This window comes from Mycobacterium spongiae, assembly GCF_018278905.1.
GTDB classification, from domain to species: Bacteria; Actinomycetota; Actinomycetes; order Mycobacteriales; family Mycobacteriaceae; genus Mycobacterium; species Mycobacterium spongiae.
Map to the genome: position 1 here is coordinate 3,683,866 of NZ_CP046600.1, position 22,385 is coordinate 3,706,250.

At 65.5% G+C, this 22,385-nt stretch carries 10 protein-coding genes; 1 reads left to right on the forward strand and 9 read right to left on the reverse strand.

Features of this window, described 5'->3' with window-relative positions:
- Positions 1 to 16: 16 nt before the first annotated feature.
- Entirely contained in the window at positions 17 to 637 is a 621-nt protein-coding gene (locus F6B93_RS15010) for a GNAT family N-acetyltransferase (protein ID WP_211695788.1), read from the forward strand.
- A gap of 23 nt (positions 638 to 660) precedes the next feature.
- Here the strand turns inward: F6B93_RS15010 and mbtM are convergent, their stop codons facing one another.
- From mbtM to F6B93_RS15055, 9 genes are read right to left on the reverse strand one after another with little or no spacing between them, the layout of a single operon-like run.
- The gene (gene mbtM, locus F6B93_RS15015; protein WP_211695789.1) at positions 661 to 2,253 is read right to left on the reverse strand and encodes a long-chain-fatty acid--ACP ligase MbtM; all 1,593 of its coding nucleotides are present in this window, start codon (positions 2,251 to 2,253) and stop codon (positions 661 to 663) included.
- Positions 2,250 to 2,507, reverse strand: a complete 258-nt coding sequence (locus tag F6B93_RS15020; protein ID WP_211695790.1) for an acyl carrier protein — start codon at positions 2,505 to 2,507, stop codon at positions 2,250 to 2,252. The genes mbtM and F6B93_RS15020 overlap by 4 nt, the downstream gene beginning before the upstream one ends.
- Complete coding sequence (locus tag F6B93_RS15025) at positions 2,507 to 2,722, reverse strand: MbtH family protein (protein WP_211695791.1); 216 nt, start codon at positions 2,720 to 2,722, stop codon at positions 2,507 to 2,509. Before F6B93_RS15025 ends, F6B93_RS15020 begins: the two co-directional genes overlap by 1 nt.
- Entirely contained in the window at positions 2,700 to 3,983 is a 1,284-nt protein-coding gene (mbtG, locus tag F6B93_RS15030; RefSeq protein ID WP_211695792.1) for an NADPH-dependent L-lysine N(6)-monooxygenase MbtG, read from the reverse strand. The genes F6B93_RS15025 and mbtG overlap by 23 nt, the downstream gene beginning before the upstream one ends.
- 16 nt (positions 3,984 to 3,999) lie before the next feature.
- Positions 4,000 to 8,559, reverse strand: coding sequence for an amino acid adenylation domain-containing protein (locus F6B93_RS15035; protein ID WP_425518457.1), 4,560 nt, complete (start codon positions 8,557 to 8,559; stop codon positions 4,000 to 4,002).
- Positions 8,541 to 13,730 (reverse strand): non-ribosomal peptide synthetase, encoded by a 5,190-nt coding sequence (locus tag F6B93_RS15040; protein ID WP_211695794.1) that lies wholly within the window; start codon positions 13,728 to 13,730, stop codon positions 8,541 to 8,543. Before F6B93_RS15040 ends, F6B93_RS15035 begins: the two co-directional genes overlap by 19 nt.
- The gene (mbtD, locus tag F6B93_RS15045) at positions 13,723 to 16,779 is read right to left on the reverse strand and encodes a mycobactin polyketide synthase MbtD (protein WP_211695795.1); all 3,057 of its coding nucleotides are present in this window, start codon (positions 16,777 to 16,779) and stop codon (positions 13,723 to 13,725) included. Before mbtD ends, F6B93_RS15040 begins: the two co-directional genes overlap by 8 nt.
- On the reverse strand, positions 16,779 to 18,095 hold the full coding sequence (locus F6B93_RS15050; protein ID WP_211695796.1) for a beta-ketoacyl [acyl carrier protein] synthase domain-containing protein: 1,317 nt from the start codon (positions 18,093 to 18,095) through the stop codon (positions 16,779 to 16,781). The genes mbtD and F6B93_RS15050 overlap by 1 nt, the downstream gene beginning before the upstream one ends.
- On the reverse strand, positions 18,085 to 22,383 hold the full coding sequence (locus F6B93_RS15055) for a non-ribosomal peptide synthetase (RefSeq protein ID WP_211695797.1): 4,299 nt from the start codon (positions 22,381 to 22,383) through the stop codon (positions 18,085 to 18,087). The genes F6B93_RS15050 and F6B93_RS15055 overlap by 11 nt, the downstream gene beginning before the upstream one ends.
- Between the last annotated feature and the right edge of the window lie 2 nt (positions 22,384 to 22,385).

The window sequence follows — 22,385 nt, forward strand, 5'->3', positions numbered from 1 at the left end:
AGGCTCTGCCGTTGATATGGCTGATGGCGAGGTAATCCTGCCGCGGGAACTCACGGATCTTCCGGATGAGGTCCGCAATGTCCCGGCGCCGCCCACCCCGACGGTGGCCGAACCGTACGCTTTTCGTCTCGCAGATCCCGACGACGACGCCGAGATGATCGCCGAGTGGATGAACCGGCCGCACTTGGCTGAAGCCTGGGAATACGCCTGGCCGGTGTCACGCTGGCACCGTTATCTACGCGCCCAGCTTGAGGGCAGCTATTCCCGGCCTTTCATTGGGAGCCGGCACGGACAAGACAATGGCTATATCGAGTTATACCGTGCTGCAAAGGATTCCGTTGCTAGCCTATACTTCGCCGATCCCTACGATCTGGGCCTGCACGCCGCCATCGCCGACCTAAGGATCGTCAACCGCGGTTTTGCCCCGATCTTGCTCCCGCGTCTTGCGGCTAGCGTCTTCGAAATCGAACAGCGTTGTTGTCGAATCATGTTCGAACCCGACCATCGCAACACGGCGGCGCGCCGGCTGTGCGAGTTCGTCGGCTGCGTCTTTCTCGGTGAGCATCCCTTGGGCCATCGACGGGTCGCGTTGTACACCTTGCCTCGGACGCCGGAAGACGTTCCCAAAGTCCGGTAGCAGGGGCGACGCCGCGGAATCGCTCAGTGGCTCGCAACCCCTAGATTGCGCTTGGCTTCCAGCCGACGCAGCTTTCCCGACGAGGTGCGCGGCAACGAACCGGGAGCCAAGAACAGGACATTCGCCGGAACGACACCACATTCGGACGCGACCCGCGCCACCAGCTCGCTGCGGGCGCCGGCCTCGTCGCGACCGCGGAACTCGGCGGCGATCATCAGTCCGGGCCGAGCTGCGTCCTCGGTCTCAATCGCCACGACCGCTCCTTCGCGGACGCCGCGCACCTCCGCGGCGATCCGTTCGATCTCGCTGGGGAAGAGGTTACGGCCGGCGACCGAAATGACCTCCTTGGCGCGGCCGCAGACGACCAGCCCGCCGTCAACAAAGTAGCCCAGATCGCCAGTCTTGAACCAGCTCTCGGGTTCGAGTGGCGCTTCGTTGAGGTATCCCGACATCATCGAGCTTCCGCGGATCTCGATTTCGCCGATGTCGCGCCCGGGCGTCTGGAGGTGCTCATTCTCGACCGGGTTGACCCGCACCTGCATTCCGGGGATCGCTTCGCCCAGCATGGCGTGCCGATGCAGCGACTCGCCAGATCCACTTGTCGTGGAGCGAATCTCGTCGTAGCGCAGACCGCTTCCCGGAAGCGGCGCGGTGACTGCGCAGGTGGCTTCCGCCAGTCCATATGACGGGGCGACGGCACCAGGATCAAGGCCGAACTTGCTCAGCTCTGTCGTGAACCGCTCCAGCCCAGCGCAATCGACGGGTTCGCCACCGTTGATCGCCACCCGCAGCCGACCCAGATCGACGTTGGGTGCCCGGCGCGCGTACTTGCCGATCACGGAATACGCGAAGTTCGGCCCCACGGTGATGGTCGCCGCGCTGTCATCCAGCCATGTCAGCCATCGAAACGGTGAGGTCGCGAACGCAGCGGTGGGAGCCAGCCACATCGGCGCTCCGGAAAGTGCGCCGCTGAGCAGAAAGGTCAGTCCCATGTCGTGATAGAGCGGGAGCCACGAGCAACCCCGATCGGCTGACGCGTCGACGCGGACGCGTTGCATGAGACCGTCTACGTTGCTGAGCACCGCCGCTGGGGAGAGCATGGCAGTGCGCGGCGTGCCGGTGGAACCGGCGGTGCCCTGCAACACTGCGGGCGTGTGCGGCGCGGCGCAGAGCGGCGTCAATCGTGTCGACAGCTGCCCGCGCGCGGCCTCCCCGACGTCGTGCACGGCAATCGACGCGTCCGTGCTGCGCAGCAACTGGAGCACCGAGCCGTGGCTGAAGACCGTTGTCACACCAACGCCCACAAACCGGTTCACCGTCGAGGCCGCCCAGTGCCGCGGGTCTGCGCCGCGTACCGGTCCGGGCAGGATTGACACGCTCTGCCCGGCAAGCCACGTGCCTTGAAGCGCAGCGACCAGGTCGACCGTCGGCTCACCGACCAGACCGACTGCACCGGGGTTGTCCTCGGCGAGAATCCTTGCGGCGACGAGTTCGGCGCGCGCATGCACCTCTGGCCAGGGGTAGTGCTTCCAGGTGCCGCTGTCCTGGTGGAAAACGACGAGGTCATGAGCCGACGAGGTCATGGCCCGCGACAGGGCCGCCGCCAACACACTCATCGGATGGCCTGACCCCTGGCCCGGATAGCCGCTTCCAGGTCACCGACTGTGTCACAGCCGAGCAGATCTTCCTCGGAAAGCGCCACCCCCAGTTTGTCCTCAATCGCCACCATTCCCACCGCGAACGCGACCGAGTCCAGTCCGACGTCGTCGACCAGCCGGGACTGCGTGGTCACGCCGCTGACATCGACTCTGAGATCGTCACGAAGAATCTCCTCGAGGGCGGCACTGACCGCATCCGGAGTGCGGTCCATCAGTTCACCCCGAGGGCGGCACGCAGACTCGTGGGCCGAAGGTCGGTCCAGTTCTGTTCGACGTAACTCAGGCATTCCTCGCGGCTGGCTTCGCCGTGCACGACGCGCCAACCCGCCGGGATGTCGGCGAAGGCCGGCCACAGGCTGTATTGCTCTTCGTCGTTGACCAGCACGAAGAATGTGCCGGTGTCGTCATCGAAGGGATTGGTGCTCATCGCTTCTCCTCGGGTTGTCTGGGGTGGGAATGCTGGCGCCGAGCACCCGGTCGGACAACAGTCCCAGGCAGCTCAGGTTGGGAAATCCGGGACCCTGGGTGAGTCCGGAAAGGTTCGGTAGAAACAGCTTGGGCCTGACGTCGATGACAGACAGGTCATGGCCGATCGCTTCCTGCAGGCGGTCAGCCGTCAGGGGTCCACCCAGCCCGAGTTCGAGCAGGTCCAAAGCGTCCTGGCTGAATAGCGAGGTAAACCACAGCGGGTCGGCGCCGGACCCGTCGATAACAAGGTCGAAACCATGGACGGTTTCCAGGTTTTCGCTTCCCCGGTTGGTGCTCAGTGTCAACCGCACCTGTCCTCGGCGGCCCACCGCGTGGGCGACCCGGCCACGCAAGTGATGGATACGATCATCGGCCAGGAGCGCTTCCTGCACGCTGGCTGAGAATACTCCGCGGTCGGTACGGGCCAACGCATCACGCCGCTCGTCCATCGTCAGCGCTGCCCAGTCGGTAGGGTCAGAAAACAGCGAGTTCTCGAAAAAGCCTTCGCCGCGGGTGAACAACGTCACCTGCGGCGAGATGACAGTGATGGTGGAAACCCGATGCCGGAACAGCTCATTGAGCATCGACGCGGCCGTTTCACCTCCGCCGATTACTGCCACTCGCTCTGCCATGATGCGGTCATGACCGGCAGCGCGGTCCCAGAACTGCGCGATGGACAGCACGCGCGGGTTGCCGGGCAATAGCGACTTCTCGGCCTGACCAGGTCCGGTGATCATCAAAGCGTCGGCACGCACCGTGGTCTCGTGCGTACGCAGCTCCCAGCGGTTGCCGGCGACGGCGAGCCCGTCGACCTCGCCATGAATCACGTTGAGCCCAACCTGATCAGCCACCCACGCCAGGTACTGACTCCACTTGAGATGGGTGGGCGCCGGGCGGCCTCGGTCGATCCATTCCGCGAAGGACGCGGTTGCAATCAAGTACGACTGCCAGCTGTAACGGGTCATCCGCTCGTCAAGTTCGGCGTTGCGTCGCGGCACCAGCGCCGATCGGTAGGGAAACCCGACGTCCTTTTCCGGGCTGGTACCCAGCCGGTGCGCCCCGTCGGTCCAGCCGCCACTGCCCTGCCAGTTGGCCCCGACACCGATGCGTTCCACAGCAACGATGTCGGCGACATCAACGCCCATGTCGCGCAGCACGGACGCTTTGGCGGCGACGGCAACGGCCTTGGCTCCGGCGCCGACGATCGCAAGTGTGCTCATGTCGAGATCTGCTTCCTCACAATGCATCCACCAGCGTCGCGACCGCGTCGCGCCAGAGTCCGGACAATACGGTGGCCTCGAGCTCAGTGGTCAGCGATTCGCTCCAGATCCAGGTGGTCCGTAGCTGCGGACCCGCGTCGGTCTCCTGCACCACCGCCACCACGTCAAAGGTATAGCGCAGTGGCAGCCTGGGCTCGCTCGCTAGCGGGAGCAGCGTGGTCAGCTCTGGGTCGGTGATCACGCTCCACGGTGCCCCACCGGGTGCTCGTGAGCCGCCGTGAAAGCGCCCTAGATAATTGAACTCCACCTGGGGATGGGGCGCGGCGACGAGCTCGGGGTCACGTCGCTGGTAGCGCAACAGCCCGTAGTCCAGGCCACGGTTGGGCACCGCCGCAACATGGTCGGTGACGGTACGCAGCAACTCACGGCCCAGGGCAGGGTCGCGTCGGACACGATCGACATCCACCGGTGACTCGGTGCGGCCCAGCCGGACCGGGAAGACGTTCGTGAACCAGCCGACCGTGGCCGAGGTATCCACCGCAACCGCACCGGACCCGGAGCCGTCAACGAGCGCGTCTTCACGCCCGTGGCCCTCCACAGCCACTAGCACTCCCCCATCGGACGGCTCGCCGCGACGGATCCGCCATGAGGTCAGCGTCACTGTCAATGCGGTCAAGAGGAACTCCCGCGCTCCGATATCCGCGGACGCGGCGGCCAGCTTGTCCAACATGGCCCGGGTCTCGAACACATCATGGTGAACTTCGCTAGCCCGTAGTGACGCCCACGTGTCGAGCGTTGGATCAGGCATCCGCGCTCCCAGCGCCGGATCGGGACCAGCGAGCTCGCCCAGCCAGTAGTCACGTTGGGAACATATCTCGGCGCGGCGAGACCGCTGTTCCAACAACCGCGACCACTCTCTGTACGTCGTGTATTCGCCCGGAAAAGCCACCTTTTCGCACTCAACAAGCTGCGTCCACGCGCTTGCTAGAGCAGCGATCAACACGTACCACGACACGACATCGGTGGCCAGGTGATGCACCGCCAAGAGCAGGCAACTGCGGTCGTGTTCGGGGTCATCGCACCACAACGCTCCAACCATGGCACCAGTGAATGGGTTGATGCTGTCGAGCGTCCCACGCGCATGAGTCTTGATCGCGTCATCGATCGGCCCAACGACCCGGCTGAGGATGTCTGCTGCCCGTACCGAGCCCCGGCGGCGGCTGCTCAGCCGGTAATTGCCGGCCACCCCGTCGAGCCGTGCCCGCAACATCTCGTGGCGGTCCAAGACCGCCTGCAGCACTGTTTCCAGTTGGTCCGCAACGATTTCCGGAGGCAACTCGATCAGGACCGCCTGGCTGAACCGCTGGAAGTTTCCATACTCGTACATCCACGACACGATCGGCACGGGGACAATCTCGCGGTGGCGTTCGACCTCGTGGTGCGCATCGCGGGTTCCTGCTTCGCCGCTATCGATGGCAGCATCGACGGCCGCCGCGAGTTCCCGGATGGTGTCCGATTCGAGGATTAGCCGGGCCCGCAGCGCAACCCCGCGCGCCTTGGCCGCATTGACCACTGCGAGCGATGCGATGCTGTCCAAGCCCAGGTGCAGAAAATCGGCGGTGACGTCGACATCGGAATCGCCCAAGACATCGATGAACGCGTCGACCAACGCCACCTCGGTCGGCGTCTCGGGCTGGGTTGCCGGCCCTTGGGTGATGGTGATTGCAGCCAAGGCGTTTTCGTCGATCTTGCCGTGCGGGGTCAGCGGCAACTCTTCGAGAACGACGATGTGATGCGGGACCAGATAGCGCGGCAGCCGATGGCGCAGCATCGCCCGTAGTTCGGACACCGGCGGCCGATTCGGTCCGGCTGCCACGTATGCCGTGAGCCGCGAGCCACTGGCATGCCTGCGGGCGGTCACGTGACAACCGCGCACCGCGTGGTGGCTATTGAGCACTGCGGCGATCTCGCCCGGTTCGACGCGGAACCCGCGGATCTTCACCTGGTCGTCGCTGCGGCCCAGGAACTCCAACCCGCCATCCGGTAAGCGGCGCACGATATCTCCGGTGCGGTACATCCGGCCGCCGCTCCCGTTGCGCTCAGCGACGAAGCGTGCGGCGGTCTCAGGCGCGCGTGCGAGGTAGCCGCGGGTCAGCTGGTCTCCCGCCAGGTACAGCTCGCCGGCCACGCCGTCGGGAACGGGCCGCAGCCATGAGTCCAGAACATAGGCGCGGGTCGTGCGGGTCGGACGTCCGATGACCGGTCGTGCGTGCTCGGTGATCGCGGCGACGACGGCTTCGACCGTAGTTTCGGTGGGACCGTAGCAGTTGAAGGCCGTCAAGTCAGTGCGGGCACAGTGGTGCTGGATCCGCTGCCATGCGGCGACACCGAGGGCTTCGCCGCCCAGCGCGAGAACAGCCAGTGGCACGCGATCGAGCAGGCCGGCGCTGTGTAGTTGGCCAAACATCGATGGCGTGGTGTCGATCATGTCCAGATCGAAGGTGTGGATCGCCTCCACCAGCGCAGCGGCGTCGCGCTGCCGGTCGTCGTCGACGATGTGTACCGAGTGGCCGTCGAGCATGGCCACCAACGGCTGCCATGCCGCATCGAAGGTGAACGACCAGGCGTGTGCAACACGCAGTGGGCGCCCAATGCGCGCAGCTGCCGGCCGCAGGACGCGCTGGATGTGGTCGTCGGCGTAGGCGGACAGCGCCTTGTGAGTGCCGATCACACCCTTTGGCGCGCCGGTGGTTCCCGAGGTGAACACCGCATAGGCAGCATGCTCCGGCGGCACCGCGGCCGCCTGGTAATCGGCAGGCGGTGGAGCGGCGACCGAAGCGTTGAACAGTTCCTCGGCCGCTTCTTCATCAATGACGATCGGAACCGATGCCTGGCGGATGATCTCGCTGACACGCTCGCTGGGCATTCCCGGGTCGAGCGGCACAATCATGCCGCCGGCCTTGAGGACCGCCAACATCGCGACGACATAGCGCGGACCACGTGCCAGCGTGATCGCCACCGGGGTCTCGCCCGCCACCCCGCCGCGCCGCAGCGCCGCAGCGAGCCGATCTGTGAGTGCGTCGAGCTCGTGGAAGGTCAACTCGCCATCCGACCAACTAACCGCGAGCGAATCCGGTGTCGCCACGGCGATCTCGGTGAACCGGGTATGCACCGCCACCCCAGACGCACTCGCTTCAGACAGACCGCGCGTTCTCGGTTCGTGTTCGCCGTCGAGCAGAACGTCAATGTCGCGGAGCGGCCGGTCCCACCCGCTGACCATGCGTTGAACCACGGCCAGGAGCCGCCTGCCGAGGTCTTTGGGCGCCATTGTGCCCAGTGCGCCGTCGAGCACCTCCACCAGTACGGTGAGTTCACCGGTGACCAGATGAGCGGCGATGGTCACCGGGAAGTGCGACACACTCTCCATGGCCACGGGGCGGAATATCGCTCCTTTTGCGACGAACTCCGCAGCCCCCACCACCGCGCCGGGTGGGAAGTTCTCATACACCAACAGCGTGTCGAACAGCTCACCGATACCGCCGATAGAACGCAACTCGGCGTGTCCCAAATAGCTGTGGTCCCGCAACACGGCGAACTCACGTTGTAGCGCGAGGCATTGCGCCCCGACGGTCTCTCGGGGGTCCAACCGCATCCGCAACGGGACGGTGTTGATGAACAGGCCGATCATGGTCTCTACGCCCGACAGTTCGCTGGGCCTGCCCGACACGGTCACACCGAACGTCACATCGCTGCGGCCGGTGAATGCTGACAGGATGGTGGCCCAAGCCATCTGAACAAGCGTGTTGAGCGTGACCCCACGCCCGCGGGCGGCGTCGGTCAGCGCGGTAGTGGCATCACGCTCGAGGCGCACTTCGGTGCGTTTCGGAATCGCCACCTCCGGCGGACTGTCGGCCAGCGCTGGCGAGAGCAGGGTAGGACCGTCGAGGCCCTGGAGGTGTTGTGCCCACAATGCGCGGCTGGCGCTCTCATCCCAGTTGGCCAGCCAGCCGATGTAGTCGCGGTACGAACGTGGCGGTGGCGTCAACGCGCCGGTATCCCCACCGGCGCGATACAACGCGAGTAGTTCGGTGACGAACAGTGGCAGGGACCAGCCGTCAATGACGATATGGTGCGCGACGATAGTGAAATGCCAGTTTTCGTGCGGTAATTCGAGGAGCAGGAAGCGGATCAGCGGTCCGCGACCTATGTCGAAAGGACGTCGGCGCTCGTCGTCTTCCAGCGCTGCGACCTCAGCGTGGTCTGCTCGCAGATGCCGCCAGGGCACCTCGACGCTGCTCGGGATCACCTGTACCGGCCGGCTGAGATTGCCGTGGATGAAGCTGGCTCGCAGGTTCGGGTGCCGGGTCAGCATGGCTGCAGCGCAATCGCGCAGCAACCCAACGTCGAGCGGGCCAACCGCTTTGGCCGCCATCGCAATGACATACGGGTCGACGTCACCGGATTCCGCATCAGCGAGCGTGGCCATCGCGAATAATCCGCGCTGCAGGGGGCTGAGCGCTATCACATCCTCGAGGGCGGGTCGCGATGTAGCTTGGGTCACGGCTGCTGTTCCCATGACGCGGTCAAAGCCCCTAATTCGTCGGCAGAAAGCCCTGACGTGCTCATCGGCGCATGGTGTGTGTCGTCCGGCTGGGCGTCGTCGGCATGGCACTTGGCGTTCAGCGCGGTAGCGAGCTCATGCAGCACGGGGTGCTCGAAGACCATCCGGGGGGTTAGCGGCATTCCGGCGTCTCTGGCCTGTGCGGCTACTCGCACCGCGAGGATGCTATCTCCCCCGATGTCGAAGAAGTCGCTATGGCGCCCCGGCTCCGCCACCGCGAGTACATCGGAGAGGATGCCGGCCAGGGCGCGCTCGGTAGCCGTCTTGGGTGGCTCAGCGGCCACCGGGGCCGCCTGCGCCCGTGGCGGTCCGGAAGTTTCGGCCAGCAGTTCTAGTTGATTGTCGGCATTCCACACACCACGCTCGCCGCTGCGGTAGAGCCGCGATCCTGGCTGTGCCGCAAACGGATCAGCAACGAATCGCGTCGCCGTCAGCGCGGCTCCCGGTAGCCGGGCACGGCCGGCCAGGCCGCCACCGTGGTAGACGTCGCCGACCACCCCGAGGGGAACGGGTTTCAGCGCCTCGTCAAGAAGGTAGACCCGGGCCGGGCTGACCTCCGCGGTGGATTGGTCCAGAATGCGTTGTCTTTCTTGCGGTCCGGCAATATCAAGTTCGCGCAGGGTTTGGTCAGGACGATCGACGAACGCCTCAATGACACGCACGAGCCGGTCAGCGAAACGTTGGGCGGTGCTGCGCAGGTACAAGTCCGTGCGGTAGATGACGTGACCGCGGTAGGCGTCGTCGGAGGCGAAGAAGTTGACCGATAAATCCGCCTGTGCGAGGTCGAATGTCGGCTCCAGTGCGCTCAGGGAGGTGTCGCCGCCGGGGCCCGTAGTCATGACGCGACCCCGCGGCAACTGTTCGCGCACGTGCACGACGACGTCGAACAACGGATTACGCGACAGTGTCCGCCCCGGCCTGACGGCCTCGACGACACGCTCGAAGGGGAGGTCCTGGTGAGCGTAGGCCGACAGCAACATCTCCCTAGTTCGTTGCAGGATCTCCCGCAGCGTTGGGTTTCCGCCCAGGTCGTTGCGCAGCACCACGAAATTGATGAAGAAACCGACGAGTTGGTCCAGGTCCGGCTCATTGCGACCGCTCACTGGGGTGCCGATGGGGATGTCGATGCCGCCGCTGACCTTGTGCAGCAGTACCGCGACGGCCGCCTGCAGGATCATGAACTCAGTGGCGTTGAGTTCGCGGCTCAGCGCAGCGAGCTTGTCGCGTGTCGTTGACTCGATCCGGAACTCGACAGCATCACCGGAACCGCTGAGCAGTGATGGACGCGGGAAATCCGGGCGCAGACCGGCTTCGGCGGGCAATCCTTCGAGTTGGCGGATCCAATACTCGCGTTGCTTACCGGCGATGTCAGCGTTGTCAGCGAGCAACGCCGCCTGCCACGCGGAGTAGTCGGCATACTGCACCGGCAGCGGTTTCCACGCAGGCTCCTGCCCGGCGCCCCGCGCTTGGTACGCGGTCACCACGTCGGTCAACAACACGCCGGCGGACCAGTGATCGCCGGCGATATGGTGCATCACGACCGACAGCACGGTCTGTTCCTGCATGCTCAGCAATGCCACCCGGATCGGCCACTCGGTTTCCAGATCGAATACGTAACGTCGCTCGCTGTCCAGCTCAGCCTGGAGCCAATCTTCGCCGCTTCCCTCGGCACGCCGAACCGGTACCTTGGCGGGCGGGTGAATGACTTGGTATGGCAGGCCGTCGATTTCGCGGTAGATAGTACGCAGTATCTCGTGCCGTGCCACTACGTCAGTGATGGCCGTCGCAAGTGTGTCGGTGTCGCAAGGACCCTTGAGTGCCGCAACGAAGGGAATGTTGTTGACTGCGCTCGGCCCGTCGAGACGGTAGATAATCCAGCTGCGGAGCTGAGACGACGACAACGGCACCGGCCCGTCATGGTGTACCCGAGTCAAGTGCGGTCTTGTCGAATCCGCGTCCAGCGTATCGATGTGTGCGGCCAGCTCCACCACCGTGGCGAGTTCGAAGATTTCTCGCACGCCAACGTCGACATTGAACGCGTTACGCAGGGCCGCTGCGAGTTTGGTTGCCAAAAGCGAGTGGCCGCCAAGATCGAAGAACGAGTCGTCGGCGCCGACGCGGTCACGTGCCAGTAGCTCACCGAACAGCTCGGCGATGCGCTGCTCGGTAGCGGTCTCCGGCTCGCGGAACTCTACGCCGACACCGACCTCCGGGTCCGGCAGCGCCGCCCGGTCGATCTTTCCGTGCGCGGTGATCGGAATCTCGTCGAGCACCACGTACGCCGTAGGCAGCATGTACTCGGGCAGTGCCGCGGCCACTCGGGCACGGATACGGTCCACATCGACATCGGGGATATTGGCAGTTCCCTCGTCGCCGACTGCGGGAGTCACGTAGCCAACCAGACTCTTGCCCAGCCGCGGCAGGTCGCTGACCACCACGACAGCCTGTCCGACGGTGGGATCGACCGCGATGGCGGCCGCGACATCCCCCAGTTCAATGCGGAATCCGCGGATCTTGACTTGTTCGTCGGCACGCCCGACGAACTCGATATCACCGTCGGAATTGCGGCGCGCGAGATCTCCGGATCGGTACATCCGAGCTCCGGGACTGAATGGGTCGGCAACGAATCGTTCTGCGGTAAGCCCGGCTCGGCGATGGTATCCGTGTGCGAGATGGGTTCCACCGATGTAGATCTCACCGATCACCCCAACCGGCACCGGCTGCAGCGAATCGTCGAGGAGGTGGATGGTCGTGTTGATCTTGGGCCGGCCGATGGGCACGATGCGGGTGCCCTGCGGGCCCTCAACTTTGTAACGGCTGGCGTTGATCACGGTTTCGGTAGGGCCGTAGAAGTTGTGCAGAAGCGCGTCGAAGGTCGCGTGGAATTTGTCGGCCACCTCGCCGGGCAGCGGCTCACCACCGATGGGCACTCGCTGCAATGTCCGCCACTCGTTCACGCCCGGCAGCGACAAGAACAGTCCGAGCAGGGAGGGCACGAAATGCATTGCGGTGATGCCCTCGTCGCGCAAAAGGGCGGTGAGATAGCCGATGTCGGTGAGGCCCCCGGGGCGGGGGATCACCATCCGGGCGCCGCAGGCCAGGGTGCCGAATATTTCGGCGATCGATACGTCGAAGCTCGCCGAGGCGACCTGGAGCAGCCGGTCGGTGCTGTCCACCGCGTACTCGCCCCTGAACCATACGAAGTATTCCGCCACCGGACGGTGCGGTACCGCAACGCCCTTGGGCAGGCCGGTCGTTCCCGATGTGTAGATCAGATACGCCGTATTATCCGGGCGCAGCGGCCGGGCGCGATCCGAGTCGGTGGGATCGTGGACTGAGTATTCGGCGAGATCGCTCACAGGCTCGCGCAACACCAGTTTCGCGTTGCAGTCCTCGAGGATGAAGGCCTGCCGGTCGTGCGGGTAGCTGAGATCCACGGGCACATACACCGCACCGGCTTTGACCACGCCCAGTGCGGTGATCACCAGCTCCGGCGACTTCTCTAGCAGCACTGCGACCCGGTCTTCGCTGCCTATCCCGCGGTTGATCAACCAGTGAGCCAACCGGTTCGACTCCTCGCTGAGCTCACGGTAGGTGTAGTGGCGGCCCTCGTACACCACGGCGGTCGCGTCCGGCATCCGGTCAGTCTGCTCGGACACCAGTTCCACGATGGTTTTCGTTGGGGTGTCAAACTTTTCGCCGTGCGACACCGCACGCAGCCACTCCGCGTCGCCGGCGCCCATCAGCGCTAGGTGCGACAGCGGCGTGTCCGGTGCGGTCAGCGCATCGTCGAGCAAGACGGCGAAGTGTTCGAGCAGTTGTTTCACCAGGGCGGGTTCGAGAATCTCCAGGAGGTGTTCGGCTTCGACCAGGGCTCCACGAGGGTCGAATTCGACCATGAATCCCAGTGGCAGCTGGGTGACGTTGCTGCGCAGGTCGTAGCGCTGGCACGTCGTGCCGGGCGGGTTGAATCCGCCGCCATCGGGCTCCCGGAATCCGAAGCTGATCCGAGTCATGCGCTCGGCTCCGTGACGGCGGTCGGGGTTCAGTTCCCGCACCACACGGTCGAGGTCAATTCGTTGGTGTGCGAACGCACCGGAGACGATATCGCGGGTCGAGGTCAGGAAGTCGCGGAAGCTCGTCGCTGCCTGCGGTCGCAATCGCAGCACCACGGTATTGCCGAAGTAGCCAATGCAGTCTTCGGTGCCGAAACCACGATTCAGCACCGGTGTGGCGACGAGGAAGTCGTCAGTGTGAGTGTAGCGATGCAGCAGGGCACCGAATGCCGCGAGCAGCACCGTATAGGGCGTGCTGCCGGTGTCCTTGGCGAGTGCGACGACCCGCCCAACGGTGTCGCCGGACAGCCGCCGCGTGGTGCGGGCGGCGCGCCAGTTGGTCGGCACCTTCGTCCCAGCTGGACCCGGCAGTTCCAGCGGCTCCGGCGGATCGGCCATGATGGACCGCCAGTAGTCGAGGTCGGCCGCAGTGGTGTCCGGTCCGGACACGCGAGCGCCGCGGTGTTCGGCCCCGAGATCGGTCCCCGCGTAGGCCTGAGTGAGATCACGGAAGAATGGCCGCCACGAACCATCATCCCAGGCGATATGGTGGGCCACCAACAGCATGACGTGTTCGTCGGGAGCCGTCCGCACGATGCTGATCCGCAACGGAGAATCCGCGGCAAGGTCAAAGCGGGCATTGAATTCCCGCTGGGCCAGCACTTCCAGGCGCAGCCGTTGCGCATCGTCGGGCAAGTCGGTCAGGTCATGCTGTGCCCAACCGGGGCGGAGATCCTCGTGCACCGTCGGCTGGGGATCTCCATCGTCGCCGATCACATAGGTCGTGCGCAGTATCCGATGTCGCCGCGCAACAGCGTTGACGGCATCGCGAATCCGGGGCAGATCGATGTCACCGGTGATTCGGTAGGACACACAGACATTGAGCAACGCTCCACTCGGGTCAGCCATGTGAACGAACCACATCCGCGCCTGACCGTGGGAGATGCGGGTGTCGGCCTCAACACCGGGGTCTGCCGCGGCAGCGGCGAGACCGCGGTCTGCCAACCTGCGACGAAGCAGCTCCAGTCGCGCCTTGTCCAGCTGCGCGCGGGTATCGGCAATATCAGTCACGCGAAACGTCCACTTTCTCTGCTGTGTCGGGACACACGTCGGCCCCCTCGAGTCTCTCGACGAGTTCGTCGCCGGTGATGTCGTCCATCAACGTCGCCAGGGGCACCGTTCGGCCGATCACCCGTCGCAGACGTTTACTCAAGTCGACGCCCAGCATGGAGTCGACACCCAGGTCGAATAGCGAGTCCTCGAGCCGCAACTCACCGTCGTGGGCCATTCCGAGCACCGCCGCCAGCTGACTGCGCACCACGTCCGCAGTCGTCGGGTTGTCCGCGCAGGTTGGCGCAGCCACCACGGCTGTCCGGCGCCCGGGATCGCGCCACTGGGCTTGTCTGGTGTCCAAGAACATCTGCAACCGGCCCGCATCGGCAGCAAACACCAACGGGTCGAGCCAGTAGTCGCGCAAACTCGCGCTGATCGCCTGGCGTGGAGCCATCTGACGCAGCCCAGTGCGCTCGACGCGTGCCATCTCGGCCGCATCGAGCATGCCCGGGCTTACGGCGCCGTCCGGTGGACGCTCCCACACGCCATACTTCACGGCCACACAGAACCTGCCTTGAGCGCGCAGCTCGGCGGCCATCACGTCCAAGAGCCGGTTTGCCGCCGAGTACGAAACAATGCTCTTTCCCCCCCACACTCCAGTCACCGAGGAACACAACAGCATTCGGGCGTCTGCGCGAATCGGCCACAGTTCGTTCACCCGAACCAGGCCGGTGATTTTTGCGGCCAAGGTGTCGGCGATAGCGTCGGCCGTGAGGCAGCCAGCGGCTTCGAACGTCGTGGCGCCGGCAGCGTGAACTACCAATGAGGCACCAGCGGCACCGTATTCGGCAGCAACCGCCGACAATTGGTCGGGATCGGTGATGTCGCACGGTGGCGACACGACCACGGTGCCGTGGTGCGCCGCGAGCTCGGTCAGCACCGTCGGGTCCGCGGCGTGGCGGCTGAGCAGCACGACGCGTCGCGCTCCGTGCTCGGCGAAGTATCGAGCGTAGTGCAGACCGATGGCGCCGGCACCGCCGGTGATGACGACGTCGTCGAGCACGGCGGCGTCCAACGGCCACGCTGCGGCGGCCGGCGCATCGGCAAGCGTGCGCCCCAATAGCACGTACCCGCTTGCTGAGTCGCGTAGCGCGATCTCGCTGCGTCCGGTGAGCAGCGCCTCGACCAAGGCAGCGCCGGCCTCCGGTGCCAACTCGCCCGAGGGTAGGTCCAGGTGGCTGAAAGTTCTTTCGGGATATTCGAATCCGATGCTGCGATGCATCGCAGCCAGAGCCGCCTGGCCGGCGAATGGCACCGCGTCGCCCGAACTGACCTGTTCACCGCCGACGGTGACCAGGCAGACTGTGTGGCAGTCCGAGCCCACCTGCGACGGGTAGTCGAGCACACCGGCACCCACCAGATCGCACAGCTCACCGGTCACGCGGGCGGCGTCCGGGTAGTCGAATTCCGGCGCGATCACGGCGGTCAGCTCCGCGTCGCGTGCTGAGCTCAGCTCGGTCCCGGGGTGGGAATCAATTGCCATCCTGAAGGTTTCGGCAAGATCGTGCTGGGTTCCCAGGCCGATGACAGCGATGTGGCGTCGCGGACCGGACGCCGGCGTCACCGACGCTAGCTGGTTCCAGCGCTCTACAGCGGTTGTCAATCCCGGGGTCCGGCCCGGCACGGGAGACAACGGCTCGGGGTGCGCCCACAGCGGCACCGCGTGCATGGGCGCATTCGGGAATCCGGACAAACCGGTGTCGCGGTCGGGCGCGCCAGGGTTCAAGTCTTCCCAGGGGTAGCCGGGGTCCGCCACCGCGGCGGCAGCGATATTCGCCGCCAGCGAATCCACGAATGGCTCATCGCGTCGCCCCGACCCGACCAATACCGTCGGGACTTCCCGGAAGGGAGCGGATTCCTCGAGGTTCTGACGAACGGCGAACAGCAGCACGGGATTAGCCGACAATTCGATGAACGAACGCGCACCACAACGAATAGCCGACTCAACAGCCCGGTCGAAACGCACGGTGTGACGCAGGTTTGCATACCAGTATTCCCTGAAGGCGGTGCTTGGTGGCACCATGTCGCCGGTGGTCCCGCCGATGAATCGCACGGGTGCCTCGACGAATTCCGAATCCGGCAGCCCAGACAGCAGCTCGTCGCGGAGCGGCTCGAGCACACTGGTATGCACTGGGAAGCCCACGGTGATCTCCCGGGCGAAATCACCGCTGGCTCGGACCGTCTCGACGATGGCCAGCACCGCCTCGCGGTCACCCGAGACGGCGACGGTGGCGGGGGCGTTGATGACCGACAGTTCCAACCAGCCCTCGGTGGCCGCGATCAGCGTACGTGCCGCTTGTTCGCTGATGCCCAGCGCCGCAACCGCGTAGCGGCCCGGGAGGCGGTCCACCACATTGGCGCGGGCGCAGACTACGCCGACGGCGTCGGACAGGGTGATGCTTCCCGCGATATAGGCGGCGGCTACTTCGCCCAGGCTGTGCCCGACAGTGACATCGGGATGCACGCCACAGGAACGCCAGACCTCGGCCAGCGCCACGGCATGGACGAATTGCGCGCCTTCGATCTCGATTTCAGCAAAAGGCGCTTGTTCGTCGGCAACGCGCTCGGCAGTCAAGTAGCGCAGCGGAGACGGCGTGCCAACAGCGTCAAACGCCGCGGCGCAGGTATCCGTCACGGATCGGTAGACCGGCAGCTCCTGATAGGCAACGGCGCCCATCCCCGGCCACTGTCCACCCTGACCGGGAAAAACGAACGCGTGCCGCGGTGCGTCGCCCAGCGCCGACCGGGCGACGAGGTGATGGTCGCGTCCGGCGGCCAGCGCGTGCAACCCGTCGATGAGTTCGACCCGGTCGGCAACGCGCAGCGACACGCGGTGCGTGCGCACCCGTCGGGTCTTGTGCACCTGGCGCGAAACTGCGCTCGCGGTGGTTTCCGGAAAGCGGTCAAGGTAGTCGGCGATGGCCCGCGCGTCGCGGCCGATGAGTTCCTCGGCATGCGCGCTGAGAAGAACCGCGACCCGACCGTCGGGCAGTCGTTTGGGGGCCATCAGGTCTCCTCGCGCTCGGAAGCGGAGTCGGGCATCGAAACGATGGCGTGACAATTGGTGCCGCTCATTCCGAACGCGGACACGGCCGCGGTGCGCCATCCGTCCACGGCCGGCCACGGCGTCAACTTGTCGGCCAGTCGCAGGCCCTGTTGCTGCCAATCGATTTCGCGGCTGGGTTCGTCGACATGGAGAGTCGCCGGGACCGCGGCGTGTTCCGCGGACACAATGACTTTGGCCAGACCCAGCGCGCCCGCCGCGGCCTGCGCATGCCCGATATTCGACTTCACCGATCCCAGCCGCGGGCCACGTCCGGCCGGCGCGGTGCCGTAGCTGGCCACCAGCGCCAGCAGTTCGGTGCGGTCACCGAGCCGCGTCCCGGTGCCGTGCCCCTCGACCATCCCAACATCGGCGGGCGCAACCCCGGCTTGTGCGATGGCGCGCCGAAACAATCGCGTTTGCGCGTCGCGGCTGGGTGCCGTCAGCCCGCTGCTGCGCCCATCGGAGTTCACACACGTGGCGCGGACTTCCGCCAGGATGCTGCGCCCGTCGGCCAGTGCCCTCGACCGGCGTTGCAGGACAAACATGGCCGCGCCCTCTGCCCACACGGTTCCGCTGGCGTGCGCGCTATACGGCCGACAATGGCCGTCATCGGATAGCGCGTGCTGTTTCGAGAACTCCGCGAAATAGCCGGGGGTACCCATCACGCACACCCCGCCCGCGAGCGCGAGGTCACAGTCGCCGGCCCGGATCGCTTGCACCGCGGTGTGAAACGCCGCCAGGGCCGAGGAACACGACGTGTCGACCGTCAGTGCCGGCCCGGCCAAGTCCAGGGTGTAGGCAATGCGTCCGGCGATGACACCTAGTGATGTCCCGGTGATCAGATGGCCACTGTAGTCGGAGAATTCGGCCAGAGGTGGCCCATATTCGAGGGCAGAGGCGCCAACGTAGCAGCCCACGTCGTGACCGGCCAGGTCGTCGGGGTTGATCCCGCTGTTCTCCACGCTGCGCCATGCCAGCCGCAGCGCAACTCGCTGCTGTGGGTCCATGGCCGTCGCTTCGCGCCGCGAGATACGAAAGAATTCGGGGTCGAACGTTATTGCACTGGAAAGAAATCCACCAAGGTTGTGGATGGGTTTGTATCCGTCTGTACGCGAACCGTCGAAGAGTTGCGGTAGCGCCCAGCCCCGATCCGTGGGAAAAGGACCGAGCCCCTCACGTTGTTCGGCCAGCAGGGACCAGAAGTCGTCCGCGGTCTCGACGCCTCCGGGTGCCTCCACCGCCAGCCCGACGATGACGATCGGGTCGCTATCCGACATCGGCACCCACCATCCGTGCCACCGCGTCGAGATGCTCATTGAGATAGAAGTGACCGCCGTCGAAATGCGACAGGGTGAACCGGCCAGACGTGTGAGTCTCCCAGCTCGTCAACATCTCTCCGCCGACGCGGTGGTCGCTGTCACCGCCGACCGCATGGATGTTGGCGCGAATGCGTACATCGGGCGCGCACGAATAGCCGCCGAGAGCTTGATAGTCGGCTTTGACCGCCTTCACCAGGAGCTCGACGAATTCCTCATCCTCAAGCAGCACAGGGTCCGTGCCGCCGAAGTCCACCATGTCGGCCAGGACGTCACTGTCGCTGGTCGGCAACGGTCCGGAGGCGGCAACGGTGCACGGAGCCTGACCAGAGGATGCCCACAAGGCACGCACCGGGACACCGTTGCGTTCGGCGATACGGGCGAACTCGAAGGCCACCACAGCTCCCATGCAGTGACCGAACAAGGTCAGCGGCGCGGTCAGCCGCCAATCGCCTGCCTGGAAGAGTTCCAGCGCCAAGGCCTCTATGCTGTCTGCCGCCGGATGGCTGCGCCGGTCGGCTCGCTGCGGATATTGCACCACGAAGGTGTCAACACCGTTTCGCGACAACTCCTTCGCCAGCGATCGATAGGCTGCCGCAGCGCCACCCGCGTGTGGGAACACCACCACCGAGCCAGGGTTGCGACCAGTGGTGAACCGCTTCACCCACGGCTTGAACTCCAACGGCGGCTTGAACTCCAACGGCGCCGGCGTGGCCGCAACCTCGTCGCCGGACGTCTGATGGAGTTCGGACATGACGTCGGCAGTTTCCATATCCGCGACTTCCAGGTACACCTCGGCCACCAACTCGAGCCGGTCGGCCTCGGATTCTCGGTCGATGAGCAAATCGGCCAGCCGGGCAACCGTCCGGGTGCTGAACACGTCGGCGACCATCAAGCTGGGGGAATCCAGCCATTGTCGGATACCGGCGACGGCGTGGGTGGCAAGCACGGAATCGTAACCGAGCGAGAAGAAGTCGTCGTGTACGCCCACGGTTTCGGCGTCGCGTCCCAAGACGCTGGCGACGATATCGCAGAGCGCCCGCTCCACCTTCGTCCGCGGCCCATCACCGCCCGATGCCCTATCGTTGCGCCGTTCGGCCGTGACCTTGGCAAGCACACTCGCGATCGCCGCGCGGTCGAACTTGCCGTTGTCGGAATAGGGCACCCGGTCCATCAGCACCAACTGCCGCGGAATCATGTGCGCGGGAAGGAAATCCTCCAACCGCTGCCGGATCAGCGCATCGGTCAACTCGACGTCCGAGGGCTCGGTACAGACGGCGGCGCCCAGCGCATCCGAGTCGCCGGGCAGCAGCGCGGCCACCGCTGCCCGCACTCCCGGCACTCGCTGCAGCGCGGCCTCGACCTCACCGAGTTCGACTCGGTACCCGCTGACCTTGACGCGGTGATCGGCGCGGCCAACGAATTCCAGTGTGCCGTCGGGCCAGTAGCGAGCTAGATCACCCGTTCGGTACCAGGTCCGGCCGGCGTGCTCGACGAATCGGTCCGCGGTCAAATCCGGGCGGCAGCGGTACCCGCGGGCGATGCCGCGTCCGCCCACCCACAACTCTCCAGCTACCCAATCGGGACAGTCGTCGCCGGCATCGTTGACGACCCGGCAGGCGATGTTCGGGAACGGCGCGCCGTAGGGCACCGCGCTCCAAGCCGCCGGCAGGTCCTCAGCCCGTCCGATTTCGAAGATGGTTGCGTGCACAGCGGTCTCAGTCGCCCCGCCCAAGCCCGCGAAGCGCAGACCAGGCGAAGCGGCCAGTAGCTGACGGGCCAGCTCGGGTCGCACCCAGTCGCCGCCGGTGGCAACGACACGTACCGACGATAGCCGCTGGCGGCCAACCTCGATCAGCATCTCCAGCCACCCCGGAATGAAGTTCAGTACGGTGACCTTGTGCTCCTCGATGAGCCGAGCCCAGTCGTCGGGATTGCGGCGCTGCGCTTCGTCGACGACCACGATCGCTCCGCCGGTGCGCAGGGTGGCGAATATGTCCAACACCGACATATCGCATTCCAGTGTGGACAGCGCCAAGCATCGGTCGGCGGTGCCAATCTCGAAGTGCCGAGTGAGAAACTCCACGGTGTTCATCGCGGCGTCGTGGGTCAGCTCGACACCTTTGGGCTCGCCCGTCGAACCGGAGGTAAACAACACGTAGGCCAAATCGGTCGGATTGCTTTCCGCGGGGGCGAATTCAGCCGGTTTGTCACCGAGCAGATCGGCAATTGTCAGCGTACGAACGGGCAACGACATCTGCTGGGAAACTCGCTGGCCGCCGCACACGAGGGCAAGACGCACCGAACCGGTCGCGAGGATACGTTCCGCGCGATCGCGGGGTTGATCGACACCAATCGGCAGATAGATTCCGCCGGCAGCCAAGATTCCCAGCAGCGCCGGCACTTGCTCGGCGGTCTTCGGACCCATCACCGCGACGATGTCGCCGGCGCCCACGCCCGCCGTACGCAGAGCCGCGGCCACCGCCAGCGCCTGGTCGCGTAACTGTGCGTAGCTCAGATCCCCCGACCTGGAGAACACCGCCGGCGCATCAGGCTGGCGCTGCGCCTGGCGAAAGAACCCGTCATGCAACGCCTCTCCCGACGGCGCCGCGAGCGTGCCGTTGACCGACGCGCGCACTACGCTCTGGTCTCGTGGAACATCGGGGGAATCGGGCGCAATCCAGGCTTCATCGGTGACGAGCCGAGCCAGCTCGGCGATGTGGTGAGCGAACATGGCGTCGATGACCCCCGGTCGGAATGCATCCTCGCGTACGTCCCAGTTCACCAGGAGGCCGCCGCCCAGCGGTGTCACCTGGGCGTCGAGCAAAACCTGGGGCCCCTGCGAGATGGTCCACACCGGCGTCCCAAACTGATCGGTGACGTCGTCGGCGAAGAGATCGCCAAGTCCGAGCCCACTGGTGAACACGAACGGCGCCAGCGTCTGGGTGCCGCGGTGACGGGTCAGATCGCGCAGCACGGAAAGGCCTGAGTATCCGATATGGCGGGCGCTGGCGTGCAAGGTCTCCTGCAGCACCTGTGCCCGTGCCAACGCAGTGCGGGCGTGTGTGAGGTCGACGTCGAGCATCAACGACGAGGTGAAATCGCCGACCAGCTTGTCGACATCGGGATGGAATGGCTCGCGGCCAAATATCGGCAGGTTCAACAGGAATCGCCGGCTCGTGGACCATCGCGCCAAGGCCCCGGCGTAGGAGGCTGCGAATGCCATGGCCGGTGTGATGCCATGCCGGCGGGCCGCCGCGTACAACGCTTCACGGGCGTCGGAATCGAACCAGTGCCAACGTCGGGTGCTACGGCGAGGGTTCGCCTGATCAGCGAGCGGAACCAGTGGCAGCGCAGGCGCTTCGGGCAGCTCCGGCACGCGTCGCGTCCACCATTGGCGGTGCTCCTCATAGTGCGGTATGTCCGTTGCAGTTAGTGCGGCGCGATACTCTCGATAGGTGTAGTCCAGCTCTGGCAACCGCCTGCCGCTGTAGAGCACGGCGAGATCAGCCATGAAGTTGCGGTAGCTCACCGCGTCCGCCGCTTGCATGTCGAGGTCGACATGCAGCCGGGTGCGCCCACCCGGCAGCAACGACAGCGCCAGTTCCAGCACTTCACCGTCCAAGAGCTGATGCGACTTGGACTCACGGGTGGCTAGGAGCCGTTGGGCTGCGGACTCAGAGTCGAGGTCCCGCAGGTCCATAACGGTGACGGGAAGTCCGCGGTCCCCAACCCGCTGCGTTCCATCCGGCAGGATCTCGACACGGAGCATCGGGTGGCGTTCTGCCAATTCCATAGCGGCTTTCCGCAGTCGCTCGGGATCGACTCCGCAGCCGTCGAATTCGACATAAAGGTGCCCTGCTACACCACCGAGCTGCTGAGCGTCATCGCGCCCCACCCACATGGCGTGTTGTATCGGCGCCAGCGGAAATGGCGCACCGGGGTCGTCTGCAGCGACGGAACCCTCAGCCGGTGGTCCATCCTGACGCGGCGCTGCACTCGTTTCGCCAGCCGTAGCGTGCCGAGCTACCAGGTCCGACCAGGCCCTTACGGTGGGGTTTGCCGCCAAGACCGCAAAGTCCACCTCGATGCCTTGTCTGCGCCACCGCCCAGACAACGTCATCATCCGGATGGAATCGAGGCCAGAGGCGATCAGGTCGGCCGCCGGGTCGAGAGAGTCGGGACTGACCCCAAGGAGTTCGGCGACCTCATGACGGACGGTATCTGCGCTCGTCGCCCCAGCGCGCAAGG